Origin of the sequence: Actinoplanes sp. KI2 (genome assembly GCF_025630775.1) — a bacterium.
In the GTDB taxonomy this organism is placed as follows: domain Bacteria; phylum Actinomycetota; class Actinomycetes; order Mycobacteriales; family Micromonosporaceae; genus Actinoplanes.
Genome location: NZ_JAOSZE010000008.1, coordinates 1 through 25,868, shown reverse-complemented (window position 1 = coordinate 25,868; position 25,868 = coordinate 1). Strand labels below are relative to the sequence as shown.

Sequence of the window (25,868 nt, the reverse complement as noted above, 5' to 3'; positions counted from 1 at the left end):
ATGTAGTAGTTGGCGTCAAGAGAGGCGCCGCCGAGCCGCTGTCGTGAGGCCCACGGGCGGTCACGGACGCCGATCACCGACCTGACTCCGGAGGCATCGAACGACGTGCAGGAACGAATTCCTTTCCGCCCTGGCTGGCGCGACGGTGGCGGGTGTTCAACCGTCGGGAGTGCGCCGATGGACAGCAAGCCCGCCCGGTGACCCGGACGGGCTTGCTGTGCTCCTGCGTGGTTACGGGGTGACGGTGGTGATGGCGACCGAGCCGCGGCCGACGACCGCGCCCTCGTCGGTGACCACGGCGACCTCACCGAACAGGCTACGGCCGGCCGGTGGCACCGAGGCCGCGGTGACCGTGCCGGTGAGGGTTGTGTGCGCCCCGCTGGCCAGCGATACCGGCGTCGCCGTGACAGCGACTCCGCCCAAGGTGGGGCTGTAGTACACATCGAGATAGTCGTACGCGGTGGAGCCGCTGGGCACCGCGTAGCCGTCGACCCGCACGGTGTACGTGCCGGCGGCCGGGTTGGCGATCGAGACCGCTTCGTCTGCGTCGCCATCGGCCTGCTGGGCGACCTTCACGCCGTCCTTGAGGACGGTCAGGTCCAGGTCGGCCGCGACGTCGCTCGGGTTGCCGATCGAGACGTCGAGACGCTGCGCCCCGGCGGGCACCTCGACCGTGTACTCCTGGCTTTGACCGTCGGCGATCGTCGGGCGCTGCCGGTTCGCGCTGCCGAGCGGGCCTCCCTGGCCGGTCACGGTCAGCGGTCCGAACGTGTTGGTGACGGTCCAGGTGACCGGGGTGGCCACGCCGACCTTGACGCTCGACAGGGTGACCGTCTCCGGGGCGACCGTGACGCCCTGGATCTTCGCGGTGAGCTTGAACGGGTTGTTCAGCGACGGCGAGGTGCGCCGCGACTCCACCTCGAGCTCCCACACACCCGGGATCGGGTTCTCGTACGACCGCTCCTGCGGCTTGCAGACCGACGCGTCGGAGTAGTTCGTGTAGCAGGCGGCCGACGCGGTGCTGTCTACCGGGACACCCCACGGGTTGATCGCGATCCAGCGGGTCTGCGAGCCGGTGGCGATGCCGGACAGGTCGACCTGCAGCGCGGTCGTGCCCTTGGGCACGGTCACGAAGTACGAGGTCGTCGAGTTCCGGTCCACCGAGCCGGCGAACGTCTGGGCGTACGCCGGCTTCTTGGTGTCGACGCCGGTCACGACCGTGTTGAGCACCTCGAAGTCGACCACCGGGGTGGACGGGTCGTCGACGCGCAGGATCGCGCTGGCGTCACCCGGCTGGGCATGGACGGTCACCGGAACCGAGACGGTCTTGTTCAGCGGCAGCGCCACCGATCCTGCCGAGGAGAACGCGTTGCGGTCGCCCACCCAGGTCAGCCTGTGGGTGATCGCCTTGCTCGGCCCGCTGGTCCGGGTCAGCTTGACCGTGTAGGTCTTGCTCTGGCCCGCCTTGAGGCCGCCCTGACCGGTTGCGCACCGGTTGTAGATGCCGGCGCCCTGGCCGGGGGTAGCGAGGAAGTCGTCGAGCGGGGTGCAGACCGGCGCCGAGGAGGTGTAGTCGCGCACCGGGGAATTCTTCGCCAGCAGCTTCCACGCGTCGGGGACGTTCATCTGGCCGTAGCCCTGCGCGTTGACCGACTCGCCCGGGATGAGCTTCGCGGTCGAATAGAGCGCGCGGCGCAGCGACGCCGGGGTGACGCCGAGGTCGGTGGCCCTGGCCGCGGACAGCAGCAGCGCCGCGCCGCCGGTGGCCTCCGGCGCCGCCATCGAGGTGCCGTTCTCCATCGCGTAGCCGATCGGCAGGGTGTAACCGACGGGCAGCGTGCTTGGCACCACTTCCCACGTCGGCGTGGCGGAGATGGCCGAACCCGGAGCGGAGATGTTCGGCTTGAAGCCGCCGTCCTCGCGCGGGCCGCGGGAGGAGAACGGGAACAGCTGCAGCGGCCGGCGGGTGACCGAGCCGTAGTTGGCCAGCCAGGTGTCGTCGCTGACGCTCGCTGCCACGCTGACCACGTCGTTCGCGACCGACGGGTCCCCGATGGTGTTCACGCCTGGGCCGCTGTTGCCGGCCGAGATGAACAGCTGCACGCCGTAGTCGTTGATCAGCTTGTCGTAGAGGACGGCGCGGGCGTTGTTGGCGTCGTTCAGCGCCGGCAGGCCGCCGATCGACATGTTCACCACGTCGACGTGCCGGTTGACGACCAGGTCGACCATGCCGGTGGTCAACGCGGCCGCCGTGCAGCCGCCGCCCCACGAGCAGGCCCGCGCGGACACGATCTTCGCGCCCGGCGCCTGGCCGTCCAGGTTGGTGTTGCCGAGCAGGTCGTTGCCGGCCGCGATGCCGGCCACGTGCGATGCGTGCAGGCCCTCGGTGATGCCGATGCTGACGAAGTCGGCGGTCTGCCCGGGCAGACCGGCCGGGGTGAGGTCGACGTCCTCGCGGTACTCGACGACGAACGGCATCCGCTCGACCACCGCGGTGGCGGGGTTGTCGGTGCCGAAGTGGCCGACGTCGAACTTCTCCTTGTACGGGCGCATGACCGCGTCGTCGGTGAAGTCGAAGTTCTGGTTGGTGTCGACCCGGATGTCGTGGCTGACCGGGTCGTAGAGGATGCCCCACCAGTCGGTGGTGTCGCCGTCACGGTTGACGTCGCCCTCGGGCTCGCTCGTGGCGGTGATGCTTTCGGAGAACCGGTTGATCCGCCAGTTCCCGGCCGGCGCCTTCCACGTCTGGCCCGCGTACGCGAACGACGGCCCGCTTACCTGGGTGAGCATGGCGCGCCAGGAGCCGTCGCTCTCCAGCAGCGGGTCGGTGGCGGTGACCCAGTCGACGATCTTCCGCTCGCCGGTGGTGGTCTTCTGCAGCGCCGGGTGATCGATGTCCACGCCGGAGTCCATGATGCCGATGGTGACGCCGCGGCCGTCCCAGGTCGGGTGCTTCTTCTTGAAGTCGACCGAGCCGGTCTCGTCGGTCGGCAGGTACGGGTTCGCGGCGGGCGTGGTCGCGCCCGGGCCGGCCGGCGGCGCGGCCTGCTTGGCCGCCTGCTCGCCGACCTTGCCGAGGTCCGGCTCCGGAAGCTTGATTGTCTCGTCGAGGTCGACGGCCGAGATGCCCGGCAGCTTCGCGGTGTTGACGACCTTGTTCGTGGGCACCGAGGCCAGCACGTAGCCGACCTGGTCGACGCGGCGGGTCACCGTACCGCCGAGGCCCTTGACCCGGGCAGCCACGTCGCCCGCCTTGCCCTTGTCGGTGGCGATGATGACGGTGACGTTCGGCTTCTTCGCGGCCTCGGCCCGCGCCAGCAGGTCGGCGTCGTGCGAGCCGAGCTCGGCGGCCGGCGAGTCCTTGGGGACGGACGGGTCCTCGGGCGTCTTCTGCAAGGCCATGGGCACCGAACCCGCGCCGGGCGCCGCCGCAGCCGGGATCGACCCGCTGAGCGTGGCCACGCCGGCGATCACCCCGACCGCCAGCACAGAAGCAAACGTCCGACGGCCCCAAGTGGATGTGTGTCTCACGTACGGGTCCTCCGGAGGGAAGGCGCCCAGCGTGATTCACCAGGCGCATCCCTGGGATCCTGCATTCGAAGAACGTCGAAGTCACTACCGTCGATCTTGTCGTGACGCGGTCGTGACATTCGGTCATGAACATATGTGGACGTTGAGGACGTCCGATGCCCAGGGGAGTCCGGCGCGATGCCTGGCGTGGCGCAACACCTCGACGATCATCACGGTGAGCGTGAACCCGTCGAACAGGTCAGACGCGCTGTGTCGCTCGGGGCGGCGCGAGCCGGCCGAGGTCCGCCGGCCCGGCGGGGTAGCCGCCCCGGCTGCGCCGGTTGCCGATCAGTCGGCAGGCGAGGTAGATGGCGAAGGAGATGGTGGTGACGTAGGGGCTGGTCGGGATGCTGCTGCCGAGGGACAGCAGGATGCCGCCGACCACCGAACACACTGCGAACACCACGCCGAGCAGGGCGACCATGCACGGGGCAGCGGTGACCCGCATGGCGGCCGCGGCCGGCGTGCACATGATGCTGAGCACGAGCAGGGCGCCGACGATCTGGATGGACATCGCGACGGCCAGCAACACCTGGCGCCGCGGCCATCACACGACGCATGCTCGCCGGCTGTCCCGGCGAGATCCTGCTGTGCCGCGACGGCGGAGGCGACCGGCCGCAAACACGGACCGCCCTCCAATAGTCACCCCCGCCGTGCAAACACGCGGCTACCGGGTTCGTCGCCCTTGATCGACGTCAAAAGCGCACACACTCTTGATGATCGACGCCGGCCCCCTGCTCTTGCGAAGGCGCCAAGTCCGCGACCGGGCCCTGCCGAGCCGGGCGGTGCGGGGCGGGCGCTGCCTGACCCGCACCGCCGGAGGATCAGCAGTTGCGCAGCTCGGGTGACTGGTTGAGCAGTTGGCCGCGCGGGCTGACGAACTGCTGCCAGCGATCGCCGCCGACCTGGTCGTAGGCGAAGGCCGCCACCCGGTGGCAGTTCTGGAAGGCGAGCTTGGCGCCGAAGTGGCGTTCCAGTCCGCCGCGGATGGCGTCGCTGGCCAGGGCGCGCAGCAACTGCCCGCGTTCCGCCTCGGACGGCGGGGGCACCTCGTGGTCGGCGAAGGCACCGCCGCCGGTCCGCAAATCGGTCATGACCGTGCTGACCACCTGCCAGGCGTACGGGAGGGACTCACGGACGCAGCCGACGAAGGCGGCGTCGTCGACCTCGCCGCGTTCGGCGCGGGCAAGCAGGTCGTCAGAGACGTTCAAGGACATGCTGTTTCCTTCCGGTGATGGGATGTCGAACCCGGGTTCGCCGACCATCTTGTTGGAAACGATTCCCATTAGCAAGAAGGGTCACCCTCGGAAGTGACGGGCTAGCATGTCGGGTGCCCGCTGGTGCGGGCAGCGAGGGAGGGTGGCCGTGAGCGGCTGGCGTGCTCTGCGCGGACGGCGGCCGCTGAGCCTGGCGGCGGCGCTGCTGATCAGCGGCGCTCTGCTGGCCGCTCCATCGAAGGGACAGACGCAGGCCCCGCCTCCGCTGACCGCAGCTCAGGCGTGGCCGCACGCGGTCAGAAGCACCCTTCCCGCGGCGCTGGCGGACGGGACCGCGTACGAGCCGGTCCTGTTCCTGGATGCGCAGACGTCGGTGGGCACCGCGCCGAGCCGGGACGGCAAGAGCGTGCGGCTGGTTTTGCGCCGGTCGGATGGCACGGTGCGGCAGCTGCGCAGTGTCGCGGCCAAGCTCGGCCCGTCGTTCTCGACGGCCGCGGTCGCGGGCAACCTGCTCGTCTGGGTGGCGGGAACGACTCGCAGCCAGGAGTTGTGGAGCGTCGACCTGCGCACCGGCGCTGCCCCGCGGCGGCTCACGGCGGACCTGGGCGACGCCCGGTTCTACCAGTCCCAGGACGACCTGGTGATCGCCGACGGCCGGGTGCACTGGGTGGCCGCCGGCCCGGGGGACTTCACCGAGCTGCGATCGGTCGCGCTCGCCGGCGGTCCGGTCGAGGTCCGGGACCAACCGGGCACGTGGGCGTTGTCGGCGTGGCCGTGGATCCTCGACGGGGTGACCGCGGCGGGCGGCACGACCCAGTTGCTCAACCTGGTCACCGGGCAGACGCTGACGGCGCCAAGCTCGAGCCGGGGTGTGACGGCGTGCAGCCCGGCGTGGTGCCGGCTGGTGTCGCTGACCAAGAATGGCGACAGCCGCATCGAGGTCATGCATCCCGACGGCAGCGCGCGGCGCACGGCCGCCGAGGGGACGGCGGCCACGGTGATAGCCGACCCGGTGGTCCTGGATCGCTTCGAGGTGCTCTCGCAGCAGACCGGCACGTCGGACCTGACCGGGGACATCCAGTTGCTGGCGTACGACGTGCGCACCCGCACCCTGATCGAGGTGAGCCCGGACGCGTTCGCGGTCTCCTACCGGGCGGGGATCCTGTGGTGGTCCACGGGCACTCAGGACTCGTACGTGCGCCACGCCCTGGACCTACGCACCGCCTGAAGACCGACTTCTCTTTACGAGTACGGGTTGGCGGGCTCGCTGATCTGCTGCCAGCTCTTCACGGTGAGGTAGGCGACCTTGGCCTGGTTGACCGGGTCGGTGCCGACCTGGGTGCTGTAGACGCCGTCGACCTGGACCCAGCTGTTGGCGGGCGCGTCGACGGTGACGTCGCCGTCCAGGCCGATCTTGATGGGCCGGCCGTCGGCGGCGCAGCAGGTGAGAACGATCCGGGCGAGCATGGGTTTCTTGTCCGGTCCGGGGGTGACGAAGCCGGACATCTGCACGGTGTGCCCGGTCAGGCTCTTGCCCCCGTCGAAGATGGCGCGCGATGCGTAGTCGATCAGCCCGAGCTCGGCCGGGTCGCCGGCGGGCAGCGGCGGATAGTCGGAGTCACCGGTGAGCGCGACGGTGCCGGCCTGCCCCGCGGAGTAGGCGCCGAGCGCCGGCGGGGTGATCAGCAGCAGCCCGATGACCGGCAGGATCAGCAGCCAGCCGATGCGCGGCTCGTGATGCCCGTGCCCATGTCCGTGCCCGTCGTCCGGCTCGTGCCCGTGGTCGTGCTCCTGGCCGGCGGGTGCGGGTCGTAGCTCGTACCAGATCGTCATGATGGCGGCGGCGACCAGCAGGATGCCGGCGGTGAGCAGGAACGGCCGCAGGCCGGCCTTGACATAGCGCAGGAAGACGTCGGTGACGGTGGCCTTGATCAGGGCGCCGCCGAACAGCAGCATCACGATGGCCTGGCTGAGCCGGTTCACAGCAGCACCACCCCGAACGCCGCGCCGACCAGGATCGCGGCGGCGAAGGTGGCCGGGGCGAACCGGAACGCGAAGCGCCGCCCGAACGTGCCGGCCTGCATGGCGATCAGCTTGAGGTCGACCATCGGGCCGACGACCAGGAACACCAGGCGCGCGGTCAGCGAGAACTGCGACAGCGACGCGGCCACGAACGCGTCGGCCTCGCTACAGATCGATAGCAGCACGGCCAGCAGCGCCAGCGCGATCACCGACACGACCGGGGTGCCGGCCACGCTCTGCAGCCAGGACCCGGGCACGAAGACGTTGATCGTGGCGGCCGCGGCGGCGCCCATCACCAGGAAACCGCCAGCGTGCATGATGTCGTGCCGGCAGGCCGCCCAGAACGCCCGGCCGCGGGATTTGCCGTCGAGGTCCGGGCGGTGCGGCAGCCGGATCCACTCAGTCTTGCCCAGCCGCAGCCACAGCCAGCCCACCGCGACCGCCACGACCAGGCTCGCCGCGCCACGGGCGATCGCTATCTGCGGGCGGCCGGGAAACGCGACGACGGTGGCGGTCAGCACGATCGGGTTGATCGCCGGGGCGGCCAGCAGGAAAGCCAGCGCAGCGGCCGGGGTGACACCACGGCGGATCAGCGACCCGGCGATCGGGACGCTGCCGCACTCGCAGCCGGGCAACACCACGCCGGCCAGACCAGCGGCCGGCACCGCTAGGGCCGGGTGGCTCGGCAGGGCCCGGGCCCAGAAGGCGCGCGGTACGAACACCGCGATCACGGCGGACAGAACCACCCCGAAGACCAGAAACGGTGAGGCCTGTACGAGGACGGAGACGAACACCGTTGTCCAGGTCTGCCAGCGGGCGCCGGAAACCAGGTGGCCGAGCGGCCCGCGGAAGACCACCAGCACCAGCAGCAGGCCGGTGAGCACTTCCAGGGACCCGGCCCGCGATTTCTTCTTCGCCGGTGCCGCCGGCGGTGCGATTGCCGGGGCGTCCGTCGCCGGGGATGGCTCCAGCTGGTCGGTGCCGATGGTCTGCGGTGCACTCACAAACTGCTCCACGCTGCCGGGGTGACATGTCCGATCCGGACGGACGGCGCTGGCGGGCCGCCGGTCCAAGGATCACCGGCCGACCGCGCCGGCCGACCGAACGCGCCGTATCTGTCCATACGTTTCACCTGGGTATCCGGTTCAGTGCGCGGCGGCCGCGTGGCGTGGCCGCGCCGGGCAGGTACAGCAGCACCACGCCGTCACCGACGAAGCTGCGGCGCGCCCGGACCTTGCGGCAGATCCACAACCACCTGGCTGCCCGCACCGGGGCCGTGCTCCACCCGTCCGGTCGCCGAACCGCACGCCTGCCCACCCGGTGTGCCGGCCTGGCACGCCTGCTCGGTCACCGCCTTGCACGATCCCGATCTTAAGGTTCCGCCCGGTGATCAAAGTTGCTCACTCCCAACAGCAGAGGAGAACTTCAATCCCAAGATCCGGAGCTCGAGCCCCGGCGACCGCCCTGCGGGCAGTGGGCCACGACCGTGACCCACATATGCCTCACATCAGCCACGATGGACTTCGATGTTCGGCTATCCGCCCTGCCATGTAGTGGTGGGCCGCCGGGGACTCGAACCCCGAACCTAAGGAATAAAAGTCTGCAGTATGGCACTTTCCACGCCCTAAAGACGGTTATTGAGCTTCGTCCGGATTGTCGCCGCCGAGTCCAGCAGGCCGTGCCGAGTACTACCAGGTCAGGCGCGTCACCGCTGAGCGTGAGACATTGAGCGCGGTGGCCTGGCGACCTATCCGCCACGCCCTCGGACAATCCGTCCCAGGTCCGGAACATCCGAGCACCCACGGAGCACCCAGGCCGACACGAAGTCGCCACAGACGCGCAGGGTCACGCCGCGGCCAGCATCCGCCGGGCACCTTCCCGGACGATCTCATCGATCAGCGAGCCGTTCGGCGCCTGGGGAGCGTAAGCGGTTCTCCACGGCGATCCTGCCACCGTGGGCCCGCAAGACGCCGAATTCTCCGAGGTGTTGCCGCTGCTGTATCTGCATGGCCTGTCGACTGGGGACTTCGTCCCGGCGCTGGAGCAGTTCCTGGGATCGGCGGCCGGGTTGTCGTCGGCGACTGTCAGCCAGCTGACGGCGCAGTGGAGCGAGGACCAAAAGGCGTTCCAGGGTCGTGATCTGTCGAAGACCGACTTCCTCTACGTCTGGGCCGACGGGGTGCATCTGAGGGTCCGCCTGGACGAGGCCAAGGCGTGTGTTCTGGTTATGGTGGGGGTTCGGGCCGACGGCAGCAAGAGTTGATAGCCCTGGACGCCGGCTACCGGGAGTCCGGTGAGTCGTGGTCGAATCTGCTACGCGATGCCGCCCGGCGTGGGATGCGCGCCCCGATGCTCGCTGTCGGTGATGGGGCGCTGGGGTTCTGGAAGGCGCTGCGCGAGGTGTTCCCCGAGAGTCGGGAACAGCGGTGCTGGGTGCACAAAAGCGGCGAATGTTCTGGATGCCCTGCCGAAATCCGCGCAGCCCGCGGCGAAGAACGCCCTCGCGGACATCTACAACGCCCAGGACAAGGAACACGCCGGCGCCGCCGTGCGGGCCTTCGCCAAGCAGTACGCGGCGAAGCTCCCGAAGGCCGTCGCGAAGGTCGTCGACGACCAGGGCGTGTTGCTGGCGTTTTACGGCTATCCGGCCGAGCACTGGATCCACCTGCGAACGACCAACCCGATCGAGTCGACGTTCGTTACCGTGCGGCTGCGCACCAAGGTCACCCGCGGTGCCGGATCCCGCGCGGCCGCTCCCGCAATGACGTTCAAGCTCATAGAGTCCGCCCAGCAACGCTGGCGCGCGGTCAACGCGCCTCACCTGGTCGCTCTCGTGCGCGCCGGGGCCCGATTCGACAAGGGCGTGCTCGTCGAACGCGAACAGGTCGCCGCGGCATGACCGACCCCGCGGAGCGCCCACTGCTGTTCCCTCGACGTCGACGGGCCGCTCCTGCCGTTCGGCGACGGCCCGCAGCGCAAACCGTCAGGTGACGCGTCGACCTCGCACCTGGCGCGGCTCGACCCACAGGCCGGGCATCGTCTGGCGGCGCTGCCATGCCAGCTGGTCTGGGCCACGACCTGGGAAGAGGAGGCGAACGCTGGGATCGCACCTCGGATCGGGCTGCCACGCCTACCGGTCGTGCTCTGGTCGGAGCCCTCGGACGCACGAGCGTGAAGACCGCTGGTTGGGACTTCACTGGACGACCCGCACCGTGGTGATGTGGGCGGATGGACGTCCGTTCGCCTGGATCGACGACGAGATCACCGACGCCGATCGGAACTGGGTGTCCGCGCACCATCCCGGCCGAGCCCTCCTCATCACGTCGTGTCGTCACGAGGCCTCACGGACGATGACTTCGCAGTCCTCGATCACTGGCTACGCGCAGCCTGCGTCAACCACAGGATTTGACAATTTCTCCACGCTATTCGTGGTTGCTAGCAATTCCCATCGCCCCCTGTTGAAGGAGGTGACCGCAGACCAAGGCAGCAGGTAGGCCAGGTGGGTCGAGGAGGCTTGGGTCTATCTGTTCATCCCAGGAAAGGATGCGCCGAGCCGTTGTCACGGCAGCGATTTCATCCCTCTGTAGCAGGGCATACGCCAAATCTAGGTATGCTCCGGGTTGTGTTCCAGCCAATTCTTGGGCCAGACGGTCGACCTCACTCGCCGAAGTGGATCCTTGTTCAGGATAGAGGCCCGCCAGAACGGCCAGCGGGAACTGAATGGCGACCGGCTGGTATCGCCACCGTTGCAGGAGCCTCGGCACCACCTCTCCGACGGTGGCATGGACCTTGGCCGCCCACTGATCGACCTGCGCCGGCGAAACATCGACTGCCTCGGCAAGTGCCCGTCCGGCGATCACGACCAGGGCCATGTGGAGATCGAGCCGCCGCGATGCGGTGAGCCCCGATGAGGTGGCCAACCCTGCGAGAATTGGCACTAAGGCGACCGTGGCTGGAAAGCAGTCGCCTTGATCGACTACAGCTCCCATGAGCTCAGACCACATGAGGTATTCCCACTCGCCTTCATCGTCACGCGCAGTGACAAGTGCCCGTACGAGCTCCGGCAGGCTCCTGTCCCCTGGGCCGCGGTCGAGGGCGGCCCAGTCTGTACCGTCGAGAACTGCGAGATCGATCGGCCCGCCGCGGTACTCGTCCGGCCGCATGGGCAACGTCTGCGGCGGCGGTTCGCCAATATCAACGTTGGTCATCGCGCAGCATCCACGTACACCGGTATCTGATCCCGTATCTCGGCCGCTCCCCACCCACCGCGCTGCGGGCCGGGCACATCGAAGACATGTTCACGTTCATTGCCGGGCAACCCACCAAACACGGGACGCCGATGGCCGCGGTGACCCTGCAACGGATCCGGGCCACCCTGCGCCGCGCACTGAACATGGCCATCCGCGACGGGCTGCTGCAAATCAATCCGGCCCGGGTGGTCCTGCTGCCCCGGCCGCAACGGCACCGGCCACAACCCTGGACGACAGCCCGAGTGAAGGAATGGCGGTGTGACGGACAGTGTCCGGCGGTGGCGGTGTGGACGCCGGCGCAGCTGGCCGGCTTCCTGGTCTTCGTCCGCGACGACTCGTTGTTCGCCTTGTGGTGGCTGACCGCGCTGCCTGGGCTGCGCCGCGGCGAACTGTGCGCACTGCGTTGGACCGACGTTGACCTGGCCGAGGGGAGGCTGACGGTCAGTCAGCAAATCGCCCACGTGCGCGGCCGCCCATACCTTGACTGGCCGAAGACCGCCACCGGGCACCGCACCATCGCCATGGACACGGCCACCAACGCGGTCCTGCGTCGGCATCAGCGCTGCCAACGGCTAGCTGCGTGACGCCGACATCGCCTGGCAGCCGGCTGGGCTGGTCTTCCTGCAACCGGAGGGGCGGCCGGTATCGAGTCGTGCCACGTAGGTCTCAGATCGGACACCGCGTGGACTTGGTTATCGTGACAATCTTCTTGGCCTTGACGCTATCTACCTCGAACAGCTTCGCGGCGTCTCGTTCGGCCCGCGCCTCGCTCGTCTCTTTTCGCAAGTCAAGGCAGAGCTGGTCTGCGCGCTCCAAGGCGGTGGGTCCGTCGCTGACGAGGAACCTGTCGTACTCCCACATCGCTCGAAGCCAGGCCTGCTGAGCGTTCTCCTCGTCCGTCCGGTCGGGCGGCGACAAGCTACCTGGCAAAGTAGGGGCAGGAAGCCCGATGGACGAATTCGCGGTCGCCGAGGGCGGCGCAGCCGCCGAGGCGCTCGACTGGTTACGGCCGGCTGTTGCTCCCGACTGCTTGCCGCAGGCCGTTATGCCCGTCAGGGCGAGCACAACGACGATCCAATAACACCTACTCATAGCTTTCCATTCGTCGGTCCCGATTCGGCTGCAAATGATACGTCGCTTGCGAGTCCCCAAGCGCAAGACATCAGTTTTCCTGATTTGCCTACTCAGTGTCATCGGCATCATGCGGGTGAACTTCGTTCACCTTCGCCCCGGCGGGCCGCATAGCGCCTGATACGCAGAGTGATCAAGGCACTGCGCGCCCCGATTTTGGGGCCTCACGACTTGCATATCAACAATCTGTGCACGGGACCGTGTGTTTGTCGGTGTCTTCGTTGGTCGCGGAAAGTAGTCGGTCTGCGGTTGGTGTCGGCGTGCGGCCGGCACTCGACTTTGGACTGCCCAGCAATGACCCCCGCGGACCTTCAATCCGGAAACATGTTCTGCCGAAACTGCGTGCGGCCTCGGTCCCGGGCCGCTCGTCCGCCAGGTGCTTGCTGGTCAAGGCTGTGAAGCCGCGCCCAGTTCAGCCTGAATCGGGCATGTGACAGTAGTACGTGAGCAGCAACTCGGGCGCGCAACAACGCCCTACGGCGCGCACCGGAGCGATACGGATACGCTTCATAGTGCGACCTCCGCCCAGAGCAACCAATAGCGAGCCGCACCCCGACTTGCACACCCGCTAGCGAACCTTTCGTCAAAGCTGATTCTCGTCGACCAATTGATTCAGATACGTACTAAGGTAGATCTGCCTGTAGGTGTTGTCCAACAAACCCACTTGACTTGCTTCTTCTCTGCCTATCTGCCGCAACTCACCACTTGGAGATTCGGCCGCCCCGAACTCACCGATCTGAGTATTCGGAAATATCGGATCTGGAGAATGATATATTTCAGGCTCGGCCGGGAACAAAGAAAGTAACGAATCCTCGTGACCGACAATAATCCATGCGCCTTTGGCAATAAGTTGATCATCCGTGTAGAGCACGGGCCCCCGACGCCGACTCGCACCCACACGCGGCACTTCCGATGCTCCATCAAAGAGACCAAGCGCCGTGCCGAACCTGTTCCGTGCTACGACTACTGACATACGATATCGCGCGCCTCGCATCGGAATGGCAAGAATATCTCCCACTGCCGCCTTGGTGCTCCGTTTAGAGGACTGCGCAGCAATAGAATGAACTTCATGTGCTGCAATATCTTGAAAGGACGTGTTCATAGATTTCAACAGGTCCAGGACACCCGCGGCAAAGTCCCGCGGCGAGGCAGGCCTGCCATACGCTGCGCTAATTCGCGTCGCAAAGAACTCTAGAAAGTCAGCAGCATGAACGAATGTGGCGTCGTTCAGGAGGAAGGTACGAGACGTTTCACTCTCATAGCGGCGATTCCCCTTGAGCTTCACTTTGAACCGCATCGGAAGGGTTACAGCTTCGACAGACTCGCTATTTGTCGGCACGCTAGCCCCGAGAACGTCGAGGAATTCCGCGAGGGTCGGCTTACTGCCGATTTCTTCAACAAAGGAAGTCATGACGCGAGCAAGGCCTTGTTGGGCCTCATTACGTGTCTCTGCAGAGAACAACTGCTCGTTCATTTGCAACCTCCACCGAGACGACGTTCGTAACCTTCATACTCAGCGAGCTTGTCGCCTGCCAAGGGATTCTGGCGGTTGCCACGATAGTTGCTTCCGTCACGGCCAATTATAGTACCGTACTGCTCGGCCAGGCGTTGTTCCATCAGCCGGGACTCACCGTATGTGCGCGTGCCCGGCATTACTCTCATGGTGTCGCCGTTGGCTGGGTTGAATCGATTGCCGTTGTTTGCGTGGCGATATTGAACACCCGTGGCCGTGTCGCCTGGCCCGAACATCCCTGAGTAATAGACGCTGCCGTTAGCGTCCATAAGCACGTAGTTGCTGTATCCAGGACGGTTGAGGTAGCCAAAACGACCGTCGTCGTTGTGCACAAGTACCGGCACGGTGCCTGCAAGCACATAGTAGGTGTGCAGGTCGTCGACGGTGAGGTTGTAGGCGTCGGCCACGTGGTGGGTGGCGAAAGTGAAGCCGTCTACGCGTGCGGTCGAGCCGTCCGGAGATAGTAGCCGGTCGCCGATGGTGAGCTGGTCGGCGCGTTCCCACCGGTGGTCGGTGACGTTCCAGAACGGGTGGTCTTCGGTGGTGGTCAGGGGCTTGCCGTCGATCACCAACGTGTACAGGTCGTCGTGGTGTACGAAGATCGCGGTTACCTCGCGCGGGCCTTGGGCGCCGGTTTCCGGATCGGTCGCGATGACTTTGTCGCCGAGTCGGACGTTCTTGAATTTCTTGTGATTGCCGTCGGCCATGAGGACAGGCGTGTCGCCCGAGAAGCTCTTGCGCCCGGCGGCCGCCGCGGCCTTGAAGACGCAAGACGGTAGCCCGGCGACGAAGGTAACGGCGGCAAAGAAGGAGGCTTCGGCTACCTTGGCCTGGCTGACCCCGTCGTGGGCCTCCTTCGCCCGGACCGCCTTGTCGCCCCACAGATTCTGCAACTGGTTGTAGAGCTGGGAATTGCAGTTTTCGGGTGGTATGCCGCAGGCGGCGAGCATTGCTTCGGCGTACTGGTCGTCGCGGAAGTTGGTGAGGTGGTACTGGTTCTTCAGCCGAGCCAGTTCGGCGTTGTAGGCGGCGATGTAGTTCGTCGAGTTGGTGACCGATCGGCCGTCGAAGCAGAAGTAGCCGCTGATGCAGGTGTATTCGTCGCCGGTGAGTGATGACTCCACCGACGCGGTTCCGACGTCGTCGCCCTCGTCCTGGCCGCCACCGCCACCGCCGCCGCCGTTGGTCTTAGGAGGTTTCGCGCGTTGGTCGTTGTGGTCCTTGTCGAACATCAGGCCGCTCGGGTCGGACGATGTGCCCGGGCTGTTGTTGGCGTAGGCGTAGCCGTTCCACTGCTGTGGATCGTTGAGGTCCTGGACGGGGTCGGCCGAGACGAATCTGCCGAGTCCTGGGTCGTAGTCTCGGGCACCCAGGTGGGTCAGGCCGTTGGGTTCTTTGGTCCCGCCGACGAAGCCCTTGTCCATGAACGTGGGCCAGGTACCGGTGGTGGCGCCGCGCTCGTTGCCGAACGGCAAGGTGCGGCGCCGGGACACCGCCAGGGTGGATGCATTGACCGTCGCCTCGGCGGTGCCGTGATGGTCGCCGGCGATCCAGGTGACGCCTGCGGCGGTGCGGGTGGCGACGCCGGCGTAGTAGCGGGTTGCGTTGACCGCGCTGGCGGTCTTGCGCAGCTCGGTGCCGTCCGGTAGGTAGAGGGTGGTGCCGGTGGCGTCGCGCCGGATGAGGCGGTTGCCGTCGGCGTCATACACGTAGCTGGTGCCGCCGGTAACGGAGGCGAGCTTGTCCTCTTCGTTCCAGGTGAGCGTCTGACTGCCGGCGGACGGGCAGGTGTTGCTCGCCGTGCCGCTGGGCCGGCAGTTCGTGTTGCCGCCAGCGTCGTACTGGTAGTTCTCGGTGCGGGTGGCTGCGCCGGTGGTGGTCACCTGTGTCACGGCGTGTGGCTTGCTGCCGGCCGGGCCACCTTGCACGGGATAGGTGTAGTCGCGGACCGTGTCGCCGGTCGATGCGTGTTGGGTCTCCTTGGTGCGGCTGCCAGCGAGCCCGGCCGGGCCGGCGTACTGGTAGGAGTGCCAGTAGGGGGCGGCCCCGCCCAGCGCGGCGGTCGTCGGGGCTGCCGCGCAGTCACCGCTGCCGGGTGTCCAGGCCTCGGTGAGCCGGGCGAGGTAGTCGTACGAGTAGCACTGGGTGTCGCTGCTGCCTGCGGCGGGCTGGTCCGCGATGCGGGTGAGGTTGCCGGCGTTGTCGTACTGGTAGGCGAAGTTGAAGATCTCCGGTTTGAGCTCGGGGATCGACTTGGCAGCGACGAGCCGGCCGGTGTGGTCCTCGTAGGTGTAGTTCAGCCAGACCCGGTTCAGTTCCGCACCGATAATCTTCTGGGTGAGGTGGCCCAGTTTGTCGTAGGTGACGTCGTTGACGTAGATCTGCGCTGTGGACAGCAGTCCGTTCGAGGCGCCGACGTCGTTGTAGCCGTGCAGCAGTGTCTCGGCGGGCAGGTCGGCGGCTGCGGGCAGGCCGGTCGAGGCGATCTGGCCGTTGGCCCGGTATGTGACGGTGTCGGCGAATGTGCATGGGGTGGTGCCGCCGGCCGCGCAGAGCGTGCCCTCGGTCGACGGGATGGTGATTTTCGTGCCGGTCGGGCGGCCGGCGGTGTCGAAGCCGGTGACCTCGTTGATGTACTGCTGGCCACCCTCGTACCGGATCGACTTGTTGAGCTTGCCGATCCCCCGGGTCAGACCGTCGTAGATCCACTCGGCGCGCAGCGTGCCGGTCGCGGAGCCGAGGCGCAGCTGCGTCTTGCGACCCGCGTCGTCGTAAATGTAGGCCAGCGTGATGTTGCGCCCGCTGGTGGTCGTGGCGAGTCGGCCGGCGTTGTCATAGGACATCTGGGTGGTGCCGGTGTCCGGGTCCTCGGCCTTGATCTTCCGGCCGCGCTGGTCGTACGTGTATTTCCAGGTGTTGCCCGCCGGGTCGGTGACCGTGGCCAGCTCGTCGCGGCCGGTGTAGGTGTAGGTGGTCTTGTCGTACTTGGCCGGGTCGGTGCTGCCGGCGTCGGCCAGGCTCTTGTACTGGCGCAGCTCGATCTGGTGGCCGCGCGCGTCGGTTACCGCTGCGGTGGCGGTGCCGCCCGCCGGCGGGGTGATGTCGACCCGCTCTCCCGCGTATGCCGTGGTGGTTCGCCACTTCTCCGCGGTGCCGACCTTGAAGATCGCCGCGGTGTTGCGGTTGGCGCCGTCGTAGACGTTCACCGTGGTCGCGGGTGCGGGCGGGTCGCCCGGGCCGCCGGCCAGAGCCGTGTTCGGCGGGTTGTTGTTCGTGTCGTAGTACGGGATTGACGACCAGTCGACGAGCCCGCGGGAGTCGTAGACGGTGTCGGCGATGACGCGGCCACCTCCTGGCGCCTGGCTCTGCGTCTGCCGCTGGCGCAACTGCCCGTCGTAGAGGGTGATGGTGGTGGCGTAGGTGTTGGAGCCGTTGGGCAGCAACGCTTTGGTGGTGACGGTCGTCGGCGCGTTGTTGTGCAGCCGGTAGTCGTAGGACGTGTTCGGGTAGTTCGGATAGCTGGCCTTGGCCCGGCCGGGCTGCCAGATCCCGAGGAGCCGGCCCGAGCCGTCATAGGTCATGTCGGTGACCAGGCCGTTGTCGTCCACGATCTTGGTCGGTACGGCGAGTCCCCGGTCCAGGGTGGTGGTCACCGTGTGGTTCATCGGGTCGGTGATCGCCGACTGGGTGACCGGCCCCGTCAGCGGCGGGGTGTACGCAGTGTGGGTCTTGTGGCCGAGAGCGTCGTAGGCGTCGGTGGCCCGGCCATTGGCGTCGTACACTGCGTGGCCGGTCTGCACCCAGTTCGGTGTGGTGCCGGTCCAGGAGTCGATCTGCTCGGTCTTGGCGACGTCACCCTTGACCGGCAGGAACGTGTTCCAATCGTTGGTGTCCTTGTCGTAGGTGATCCGCGTGCTGGACAGCATGTCGTCAGGCAGGGTCGCGGTCGCGGAGCAGTTGACTCCGACGGTCTCGGTCTTCTTCACCGCCGACAGGATCCAGGTGGTGCTGTTGCGGGCGTACGAGGTTCGGGCGCAGCGGTCGTCGGCCGCGGTCGCCTCGTCGCCCAGATCGTCCACCTGGGTGACGAGGTTGTCGGTGTTGTAGGTCTTGACGGTCTTGACCCACCGCGTGGCGCCGGACGACAACTTGGTCCGGCTGCGCGTCATGGCGGTGTTGGTCATATACGCCTTCAGCGGCCCGCTGGTCGCCGTCGGCCCTTGCTTGCCCGGCGTCGTGATGGTGCCCGAGATCCAGTCGCCGCCGGCGCCGAGCAGAGTCGTCTGCTCGCGCAGCAGCCCCGCGTAGGCGTCGTCATCCTTGATCGACACGTTCTGCGAGTCGGTCACGGACACATCGCGCACGCCCGAGGTCTGCTTGTCGCCGTCCATCCCCCGGAAGTAGAGGTATTCGGTGGCCGACTGCGTGCCGGACTCCAGGCCCGTACGCACCCGTACCTTGCTGTAGCCGCGGAAGTTGCCCCAGGTCCGCTTCTTTTCCGGTACGAGTTCGGAGTCTTCGTAGTGCCAGACGGGCGCGTCGAGGTAGTCGTAGTTGGTCTGCTCGTGCGTGAAGCCGCCGGTGTTGTCATACACGTCGACTCGCTGCACCCGGTAGCTGTGGAACCAGTCGAGCGTCGGCTCCTCCCCGGGCGCGCCGTACCACTGCGGGAAGCACCGCGAGGTGTTGGTCGCCGGCGACGGCAGCGCGCTGCGGGTGCACTCGGTCTGCGAGTACGTGGGCACGATCTGCGCGCCTGACTCGGTGGTGATCGCTTTGATCCGGTAGCGGAACAGGCTCGACCGGCCGTCCGCCGGACCGTCCACCCGGTTCGCCAGCGGGTCCGATCCCGGGTCGAAGACGATCTCCGGATCGGTGCTCGCCGTACCACCTGCCGTCGTGACCTTGCCGGTATGGGTGACGCCGGCCAGCCACATCGGGCTGCCCTCGTTGCCTCCAGCCTGCAGGTAGGTGTGCCGCAGTGCCCATTGGTCGACGTCGGTGTATGTCGTGCCGCTGCCGGAGTACACCTGGGTGCGGATCTGCGCGAGGCGCTTCTGCGTCCAGAACGTTGGGCTCAGCTGCGTCGTGCAGGGCGCCGCCGCACAGTACTGGTCCCACGGCGTGTCGAGCCATGACGCCTGCACCGGCGTGGGCGGGGTGCCGGTGTAGCAGTTCGAGGCGCACCGGTCGGCGGTGTCGAAGACGACCTTCGCGGCCGCCTGCACCGTGCTCGCGGCGTCGTTGCGGCTGCCGTACTCGATGCTCGTGACGTACCCGCCGCGGTCGTAGGTGGTGCGCTTGGCGGGATCGCCCTCCCGCCCGTACGCGCCCTGCTCCTTGTCGTAGAACAGGGTCATGGTGTTGCCGTGGGTGTCGACGACGTAGTCGAGATTCCACCGCCAGCCCTGCGTCTTGCGCGAGCCGGCGAAGTCACCCGCGGTGTAGCCCGGCTCGTTCGGGTGGTTGCCGTAGACCGGCACGGTCCAGGTGGAGTTCGTGGCCGTCGACGCCGTTGCGCCACCAACGCCGTGGTTGCGGCCGAAAGAGTACTGGGTGCCGTCGGTCGTGGTGACCTTCCAGTACTCGCCGTCGTCGTCGCCGTTGCCGAAACTGGCGTCCTTCAGCAGCTCGATCTTCTCGCCGTCATCGCTGACGCCCTTCCAGGTGTTGCCGCTGGACTTGACCAGTTCGGTTGCCCGGCCGTTGAGCGAGAAGCTGGCGTTGCCTTCCGGCTTGAGCCAGCACAGGTCACCGACGTTGAGGCTCGCGTTGTTGGCAGCGGCGCCGCCGACCGCGGCCTTGTCCTCCTGGCAGGCCGTGTACTGCCGCTCGATGTAGCCGGGCCACATGTCCCAGCCGTCACCGATCCAGGAGCCCTGGGTATTGGTGCCAGCCGTGCGGCCGTCGACCGACAGCGACGAGTACGACAGGGACAGCTTGGGTCCCGGGCCGTTCAGCGACGGCGGCATCCGCAGGTCCTGGCCCCAGCTGAAGGCGCCGGTCTGCTGCGACACCTGCCAGGTACCGGCTTGGGACAGGCTGGTCGCGGCATAGGTGCCATCCTGACCGGACGGCCCGGCGGCCAACGCGACACTCACCGCCGCGCCGTCCGCGGCCAGGGGGACGAGCGCGGTCACGGTCGAGGCAGCGGTGTTGTTCTTGCCGGCCAGTTCGTGGCCGTCGGCCAGGCTGATCAGCCGCAGCCGCGAGGACCAGTCACCGCCGTACGCGTGCGCGAAGCTGGAGTAGTCGACCGTGACCTCGGCCTGGCCAGCCGCCCGGACGCCGTCGGCCCGGCTGACGTCGAGGATCAGGCCAGCGACTCCGGCCTTGGTCGCGGCGGCATGGTCACGCACCGCGACGGTGACCTTTCCTACCCGGCCGGCCGGTGCCTTCGAGACTGCCAGCGCGCCGGCGCGAACCCGGCTGTCCGCCAGCGACACCGTGGTGGTGCTCGCCGCCGGCCACGTCACTGCCGGGGTGCCCTTGACCTCCCGGGCACCGGCTGTCCAGGTCGGGCGGGTGGTGTGCACCGCGTTGTGCCGGGGCACGCCGGTGGCCTGTTTCGGCTTCGGCGGTGTCCAGTCGGCCGCGGCGGCCGGTCCGCCGGGCGCCTCGGCGGCCAGGGTCGCCGCCACCAGGGCGGCCAGGATTCCGGCGAGCCGCCGGGTACCGCGGCCCACCAGCCGCATGTCGCGCTTGGTCATTTCGAGTCTCCCGGGACAGGCGGCGATCAGAGCTGGCTGGCCCAGAGGGCCATTTCTCTCGCGTTGAGGGCACGTTGCTTGGTGTAGACCTCGTCGAGTTCGCCGGCGAAGCGGTCGACGTTGGCGCCCTGCCAGGCGCGTCCGACGGTGAAGACGCCGTTCGCGGCCCACATCGCCGAGGCGTACGCCTGCTGCACCTCGCTGCCACCGAGGATGGACCCGCCGTTGACGTAGAGCGTCATCGTGCCCGCGGCCTGGTCGTAGACGGCGCCGAGGTGCACCCAGTCACCCGGGATCACAAAGTCAGTGGTGCAGACCGACTGCCGGGTTGTCGCGCTGGTGCTGTCGGTCGGCTGCAGCGAGAAGCACCAGGACGGGTCCTTGGTGCCGTCGCCGTCCAAGTCGAGCACGTCGTCGCGCAGCTCGATCCGGAACGCGTCGGTGTTGGTGCCGGCCTGCGACAGCACCGCGTGCGTGCCGGTGATCGGCTTGTCCGGGTCGAGGCGCGCCCACACGGCGACCGAGAAGCCGGCCGCGTTCGTGGTCTCCAGCACCGGCCCGGCCGAGGACAGGTCGCCCGTGCCGTCCAGGGTCAGCGCCGACGCGCCCGCCTTGCCGGTCTCACTCCAACTCGCACCCTGCGTGCTCATCTTGAGCGGGTAGTTGTTGTCCGGCTCCGACGGTGCCGGGTCGGTCCGCTGGTCGAGGCTCCAGTAGTTCTCGGCGCCCGCGGCCGGCCGCACCAGGAACTCGTAGTACCGCTTGTCCGACGTCAGGCCGCTGGTCGTGCGGGACTGTACCGCCAGCGTGTTCGGCCCCTCGACCGTCGGTGTGATCCCGGCGACGGTGGTGGTGCCGGTGACCTCCTTCAGCGACAGGTCGTCCCAGTACACGACCTTGCTGGTTTGTCCGGCGGAGAAGCCGTTGTAGAGCCGGACGAACGCCTCGGTCGCGCCGGTCGGCACCGACATCGTCATCGACAGCCACTGCCAGCCGTTGGTGACCGACGCCTTGTTCGACGAATACGTGAGGTAGGAGCCGGTGCCCACCCGGGCAAAGCCCATGATCCGCAAACCGCGCGAGGCGCCGTAGGTGCCGATCGTGGCCAGCCCGGTCGAGGCCGGCACGTAGATCCAGCCGGACACTGTATACCGGTGACCGCCCAGCATGCCGACCGCCAGGCCGCTGTAGTCGTCGACCCCGAGCGAGCCGAACGTGTCGCCCTGGTTGCCCGCATCGGTGCCGGCGGTCGCCGCCGGCGCCACCTGCAGCGAACCGGCCGCGAGATGCCCCATCGTCGCGTTCCGGCTGATCACCGAGCTGTCCCCGCCGACGAAGCCCGTCGTGTTGGTGGAGACGGTCTGCTGGTTGGCGGTCAGCATCTCGCTGCCTTTGACGCCTGCCGGGACGGTGACGGCATCGCCGTCGTTCAGCTGATAGACGTACTCCAGCACGCTGGTCGCCGCGTTCGGTCCGAAGGTGAAGTCGCCCTGGATGCCCGGTCCGCCGTTCCACACGCCGGTCGAGCGTTCCGTGTACGGGGTGCCGGTCACCGTCGGCAGCGTCGGCATCGCAGTGTTGACCGTGAAAGCGAACCAGCCCGACCAGTCGCCGCACAGCGCGGCACCGTTCCAGGTCTCGCACCCTCGGACCCGATAGGCGTAAGCCGCGTCCGGAAGCTTGCTGTATCCCGAGGGCGGCACAATCTTCCAGGACCGGGTGCTGCCGGACGTCACGCCAGTTACCGTGGTGCCCGACTTACCCCACGAGACGGTATGCGCGCTGTTGTACACCTCGAATTCGGCGCGCATCGTGCTCGAGTCCGGGTCGGTGAACGTCGCCTTGATGGTCGGCGTGCCCGAGCTGACCGTGGCCGGCGAGCTGCAGGCGGTGTAGCAGGAGTCGATCGCCAGCGCGGTCGGCACATTCGGCTTATGGTTATAGGTCAACTCGACATATGGCCGGCTCGAGGCCGCCTCGGAGGAGTTGAACTTCTTCCAGCTGTTGTGGTTGCCCTCGCTCGACGCCTTCAGCCCGATCTTCGCCATCGTCTCGCTCGACGTGTCCGCCACGTACTGGAAGATCGGCTTTACCGAGATCTCCACCCCGCCGGCCGAGCAGCCGCTGTAGCCCTTGGTCTGGGTGGAAAGACCCGCCCGCTCGATCCAGCTCGGCTGGTTGGCCCAGGTGTTCGAGGTGTCGGCGTTCGAGACGCGCCAGCTTTCCCACTGCATCGCCGTGCACGACCACGAGTGGGAGTTGTAGAGGTGCAGCGTCGCCGTGCCGACGCTCGCGTTCTCCAGCGCGGCCGGCTGCTGGAACCGCAGCAGCGACCTGGCCACGCAACCGGAGCCGCAACTGTCGCCGCTGTCGTCGCTGTAGCCCAGCTTCAACTCCGTCGATGCCGACTGGTTGGTGTTGTAGGTGTTCTGGATGAAGGCGTCATAGACCGGGTTGAGGTCCACCGCCGGATCGATGGTCACCGGGAACGTCAGGCCCGGGTCGTCAAGGAAAGCCCGATCCGGCGTGAGCACCAAGTCACTGCCGCCGCTCCCGTTGAGCTCGGTGGTCACCCCGACCGGCGCCCGGAACGCCGGGTCACCCGTCTTCGTCGAACGCCGCGCATCCCACATCTCCGCTGCCGGCAATGACACCGAACTGCCCAGCGCGGACCGTGCCTGCAGTCCATTCGCCGAGGCAGAAGTCACCGCAGCGCCCGACCACGGCATCGAGACCTTGCCGACCTTGGCGAGGGCGGCCTTGTCCTTCACCACCAGCGAGTACTCGAAGCCGGTCGGCCGGGCCTGCACCACCAGGTCGACGCCCGCCTGCACGTCGGTATACGTAGCGGTCGCACCGTCCAGCTTGGGCGCGGGCAGCGCACCGCGCCAGCCGACCGACACCGTATCGGCGCCAACACCCAACTCGACCAGCGAATCACTATCTGTCGAGCGTTTGCCCGACAGTTTCAAGCCCCGCGGGTGAGCTTTCGGCCCGATGCTGCCGTCGTCCTTGCGCTCCAAGGTCAGATCGACGGCGATCCACTCGCCCGCGGCGTCGCGCATCCGCTCCGGCGCCGAATACAACGTCATCCGGAACTGGCCGTCGGGCTGCGCCCACACCTGCGTCGTCTCCGACGTCTGGCTGGTCACCAGGACCGGCAACCGCTTCCGGTGCGCCAGCCGCATCGCCGACGCCTCATCCGGCGCCTCAAGCCGGGCCTGCGCCACTGCCGACGGCGCCGCCATCGCCACCTCGGGCGGCCCAACGACCACCCAACCCGTCACCGCGACAAGAAGCCCGACTGCCGCGCGAACGATGCGTTCGCCCCGAAAATCTCCGCAACGCCCGTCAGACGACACGCCCATCAGAACCCCCGTTGATCAACACTGCCGCGGACGATACGGCACACAGGAGCCTCACAGAAAGACATGAATCGAAGTAACTTTCGTCGATCACCCAGTGGCCGATTCGTATTAACCGGGCCGCGGACGGCGTCCTCGGCCCGACACACCGGCGCGGCCAGCGAGCGGAGTGGGCACTGCAAGTGATGACATCGAACGCCGGAGTCAACGAAGAAGACCGACGGTGACGACCAGCAACTGTCGCGGGCGCACGCACCAGCGGCTGTCATAGTGGCCGGGGCCGGGGCACGAAGGCTGAAGCTGACCGGGGGTGATCGCGGTTGGTGGTGCTCACCCATCCGACTGACAGTGATCAAGGGCCGTTCCGGTGGACCGTGAACCGAAAGACCACGCCACGTGCCGGGAGGGTTCATGGGAACGCCGGGACTGTTCAAGCAATGCGGGTGCCGCGACACCATCACCCGGCGGCGGCTGCGTACCCGCTGTCCGCGGATCGGCGAGCGTGGGCACGGCGCCTGGTACTACCGCTGCTACATCCGGGACATGCTCGGCAAGCCCGTCCAGATCAGCCACGGCGGCTACCCCACCCGGGCGGAGGCCCGGCAGGCCCGCACCGCGGTTCAGGCGGAGTCCCGGGAGCAGTACGCCGGGCACACCTGGACGATCGCCCGGTGGCTGACCTACTGGCTGACCACCCGCACCTCGATCCGGCTGACGAGGCATGCGATCTACACCCGGCACGTCCGCCAGTTCCCAATCCCGGCGATCGGGCACCTACGGCTGACCGATCTCACCAGTCGGCATTTGACCGCGATGTTCGCCGAACTCGCCGCGGGCACCACTCCGGCCGGGTCGCCGCGTTCATCGGCCACCCTGCAACGCATCCGGGCGGCCCTGCGCGCCGCCTACAACGCGGCAATCCGGGAAGGCATGATCACCGACAATCCGGCCCGCCGGGTCGAGATGCCGGCCGGCCGACGGCCCCAGGCGGTGGTCTGGACCGAAGGGCGTGTGGAGGACTGGCACACCGACGGCGTCCGCCCCGGTGTCGCGGTCTGGACCCCGGCCCAGCTGATCGAGTTCCTCGACTTCGCCGCCGACGACCCGCTGTATCCGCTGTAGTGGCTGATCGCCCTGCGCGGGCTGCGCCGTGGCGAGGCCGCCTGGCTGCGCTGGCACGACATCGACCTCGACAACCGGCAGCCGTCCATCACCAACCAGCGCACCACCGTCGGCTACCAAATCATCGAAGGCCCACCCAAATCAGCGGCCAGCCGCCGCACCATCGCGCTCGACCGGCGCACCGTCACCGTGCTTCGCGCCCACCTGCGCCGCCAACGCGCCCACTACCTGATGATCGGCCGGACCTGACCAGCTCGGGCACGCCAGCATCGTGCTCACCGCCGACACCTACACCAGCGTGCTACCCGCTGCCCAGCACAAGGCCGCAGAAGCCACCGCCCGGCTCATCCTGACCACCGCACGCAACGCCCGCGCCAAGATGACCACCAAGAACAAGCGCCGCCGGGATGGGCCACCGCCGTCAACCAGATCGTCCACAACACCACCACGAGCTAGCACCCTGGCGCGGGCAAAACCGCAGGTCAGGGAGTCACGGTAGCGTCCCGCGAGAACCAAATACAACCAAAACGGTCCAAGCGACAACGAGGGACCAGTAAGCGTCCACGCACCACAACGGACAGCCGCCACGCGGAAACCGCAGGTCACTATGGTGGGCCGCCGGGGACTCGAACCCCGAACCTAAGGATTAAAAGTCCTCAGCTCTGCCATTGAGCTAGCGGCCCGCGATCACAGCGTACCTGCGCCTCTTTCGCTTGCCGATCAGGTATCCAGCAATGCGACGTTTTCCCTGGTCATGGCGCGAGGCGCGTCGGCCGGCGGCAGGTCGACGTCGGGGTCGTGCCCGCTCAGGCGATGGAGCGCGCCACTTCCCCGCTGGCCCCTGCCGCGAAAACTCGCCGTGCTGGCGCCGGCGCCGGGCCAGCTGCCTGCCGAGCAAAGGTGCGCGGGCCTGATCGGCGAGTCTTCTCTGCGCCTGGCCTTGAATGCACGAAAGCCCGCCCCCAACC

Annotated in this window: 16 protein-coding genes, 1 tRNA gene and 1 pseudogene; 4 read left to right on the top strand and 14 right to left on the bottom strand. The window is 67.7% G+C overall.

The window, feature by feature from the left end; genetic code table 11:
- Positions 1-231: 231 nt before the first annotated feature.
- The 3 genes from ODJ79_RS09870 to ODJ79_RS09860 all read right to left on the bottom strand — a co-directional run bounded on the left by ODJ79_RS09870 (position 232) and on the right by ODJ79_RS09860 (position 4,787).
- On the bottom strand, positions 232-3,531 hold the full coding sequence (locus ODJ79_RS09870; protein WP_411267289.1) for a S8 family serine peptidase: 3,300 nt from the start codon (positions 3,529-3,531) through the stop codon (positions 232-234).
- A 238-nt stretch (positions 3,532-3,769) separates the two neighbouring features.
- Positions 3,770-4,084, bottom strand: a complete 315-nt coding sequence (locus ODJ79_RS09865; protein WP_263023046.1) for a metal ABC transporter permease — start codon at positions 4,082-4,084, stop codon at positions 3,770-3,772.
- 310 nt (positions 4,085-4,394) lie between these two features.
- Positions 4,395-4,787, bottom strand: a complete 393-nt coding sequence (locus ODJ79_RS09860) for an SCO5389 family protein (protein ID WP_263023045.1) — start codon at positions 4,785-4,787, stop codon at positions 4,395-4,397.
- A gap of 148 nt (positions 4,788-4,935) precedes the next feature.
- On the opposite strand from ODJ79_RS09860, the gene ODJ79_RS09855 reads away from it, so the two are divergent.
- On the top strand, positions 4,936-6,015 hold the full coding sequence (locus tag ODJ79_RS09855; RefSeq protein WP_263023044.1) for a hypothetical protein: 1,080 nt from the start codon (positions 4,936-4,938) through the stop codon (positions 6,013-6,015).
- Positions 6,016-6,029: 14 nt separating this feature from the next.
- Here the strand turns inward: ODJ79_RS09855 and ODJ79_RS09850 are convergent, their stop codons facing one another.
- The 3 genes from ODJ79_RS09850 to ODJ79_RS09840 form a co-directional block, all read right to left on the bottom strand.
- Positions 6,030-6,770 (bottom strand): TIGR03943 family putative permease subunit, encoded by a 741-nt coding sequence (locus tag ODJ79_RS09850; protein WP_263023043.1) that lies wholly within the window; start codon positions 6,768-6,770, stop codon positions 6,030-6,032.
- Positions 6,767-7,813: a permease gene (locus tag ODJ79_RS09845; RefSeq protein WP_411267288.1), complete on the bottom strand. Its 1,047-nt coding sequence runs from the start codon at positions 7,811-7,813 to the stop codon at positions 6,767-6,769. Before ODJ79_RS09845 ends, ODJ79_RS09850 begins: the two co-directional genes overlap by 4 nt.
- A 124-nt stretch (positions 7,814-7,937) precedes the next feature.
- Positions 7,938-8,078 carry a hypothetical protein gene (locus tag ODJ79_RS09840; RefSeq protein ID WP_263023042.1) on the bottom strand — a complete coding sequence of 47 codons (141 nt, stop codon included), beginning with the start codon at positions 8,076-8,078 and terminating at the stop codon, positions 7,938-7,940.
- 647 nt (positions 8,079-8,725) lie between these two features.
- On the opposite strand from ODJ79_RS09840, the pseudogene ODJ79_RS09835 reads away from it, so the two are divergent.
- Positions 8,726-9,708, top strand: a pseudogene (locus tag ODJ79_RS09835) (IS256 family transposase); the annotation flags it as partial.
- Positions 9,709-10,231: 523 nt separating this feature from the next.
- Here the strand turns inward: ODJ79_RS09835 and ODJ79_RS09830 are convergent.
- The gene (locus ODJ79_RS09830) at positions 10,232-11,017 is read right to left on the bottom strand and encodes a hypothetical protein (protein WP_263023041.1); all 786 of its coding nucleotides are present in this window, start codon (positions 11,015-11,017) and stop codon (positions 10,232-10,234) included.
- Positions 11,018-11,148: 131 nt separating this feature from the next.
- Between ODJ79_RS09830 and ODJ79_RS09825 the strand changes: the two genes are divergently transcribed.
- Complete coding sequence (locus ODJ79_RS09825; protein ID WP_263023040.1) at positions 11,149-11,643, top strand: hypothetical protein; 495 nt, start codon at positions 11,149-11,151, stop codon at positions 11,641-11,643.
- 82 nt (positions 11,644-11,725) lie between these two features.
- On the opposite strand, the gene ODJ79_RS09820 is transcribed toward ODJ79_RS09825, so the two are convergent.
- The 4 genes from ODJ79_RS09820 to ODJ79_RS09805 all read right to left on the bottom strand — a co-directional run bounded on the left by ODJ79_RS09820 (position 11,726) and on the right by ODJ79_RS09805 (position 23,688).
- Positions 11,726-12,124, bottom strand: coding sequence for a hypothetical protein (locus ODJ79_RS09820; protein WP_263023039.1), 399 nt, complete (start codon positions 12,122-12,124; stop codon positions 11,726-11,728).
- A gap of 649 nt (positions 12,125-12,773) precedes the next feature.
- On the bottom strand, positions 12,774-13,664 hold the full coding sequence (locus tag ODJ79_RS09815; RefSeq protein WP_263023038.1) for a hypothetical protein: 891 nt from the start codon (positions 13,662-13,664) through the stop codon (positions 12,774-12,776).
- Positions 13,661-20,413, bottom strand: coding sequence for a polymorphic toxin-type HINT domain-containing protein (locus ODJ79_RS09810; RefSeq protein ID WP_263023037.1), 6,753 nt, complete (start codon positions 20,411-20,413; stop codon positions 13,661-13,663). Before ODJ79_RS09810 ends, ODJ79_RS09815 begins: the two co-directional genes overlap by 4 nt.
- A gap of 26 nt (positions 20,414-20,439) precedes the next feature.
- Positions 20,440-23,688 (bottom strand): DNRLRE domain-containing protein, encoded by a 3,249-nt coding sequence (locus ODJ79_RS09805; protein ID WP_263023036.1) that lies wholly within the window; start codon positions 23,686-23,688, stop codon positions 20,440-20,442.
- A 501-nt stretch (positions 23,689-24,189) separates the two neighbouring features.
- Between ODJ79_RS09805 and ODJ79_RS09800 the strand changes: the two genes are divergently transcribed.
- Positions 24,190-24,900, top strand: coding sequence for a hypothetical protein (locus ODJ79_RS09800; RefSeq protein WP_263023035.1), 711 nt, complete (start codon positions 24,190-24,192; stop codon positions 24,898-24,900).
- Between the two features lie 141 nt (positions 24,901-25,041).
- Here the strand turns inward: ODJ79_RS09800 and ODJ79_RS09795 are convergent, their stop codons facing one another.
- From ODJ79_RS09795 to ODJ79_RS09785, 3 genes are all read right to left on the bottom strand, one after another.
- Positions 25,042-25,179, bottom strand: coding sequence for a hypothetical protein (locus ODJ79_RS09795; RefSeq protein ID WP_263023034.1), 138 nt, complete (start codon positions 25,177-25,179; stop codon positions 25,042-25,044).
- Positions 25,180-25,508: 329 nt separating this feature from the next.
- Positions 25,509-25,583, bottom strand: a tRNA-Lys gene (locus tag ODJ79_RS09790).
- 37 nt (positions 25,584-25,620) lie between these two features.
- Positions 25,621-25,868: hypothetical protein (locus ODJ79_RS09785; RefSeq protein WP_263023033.1), on the bottom strand; the 248-nt coding region annotated here is incomplete at its 5' end.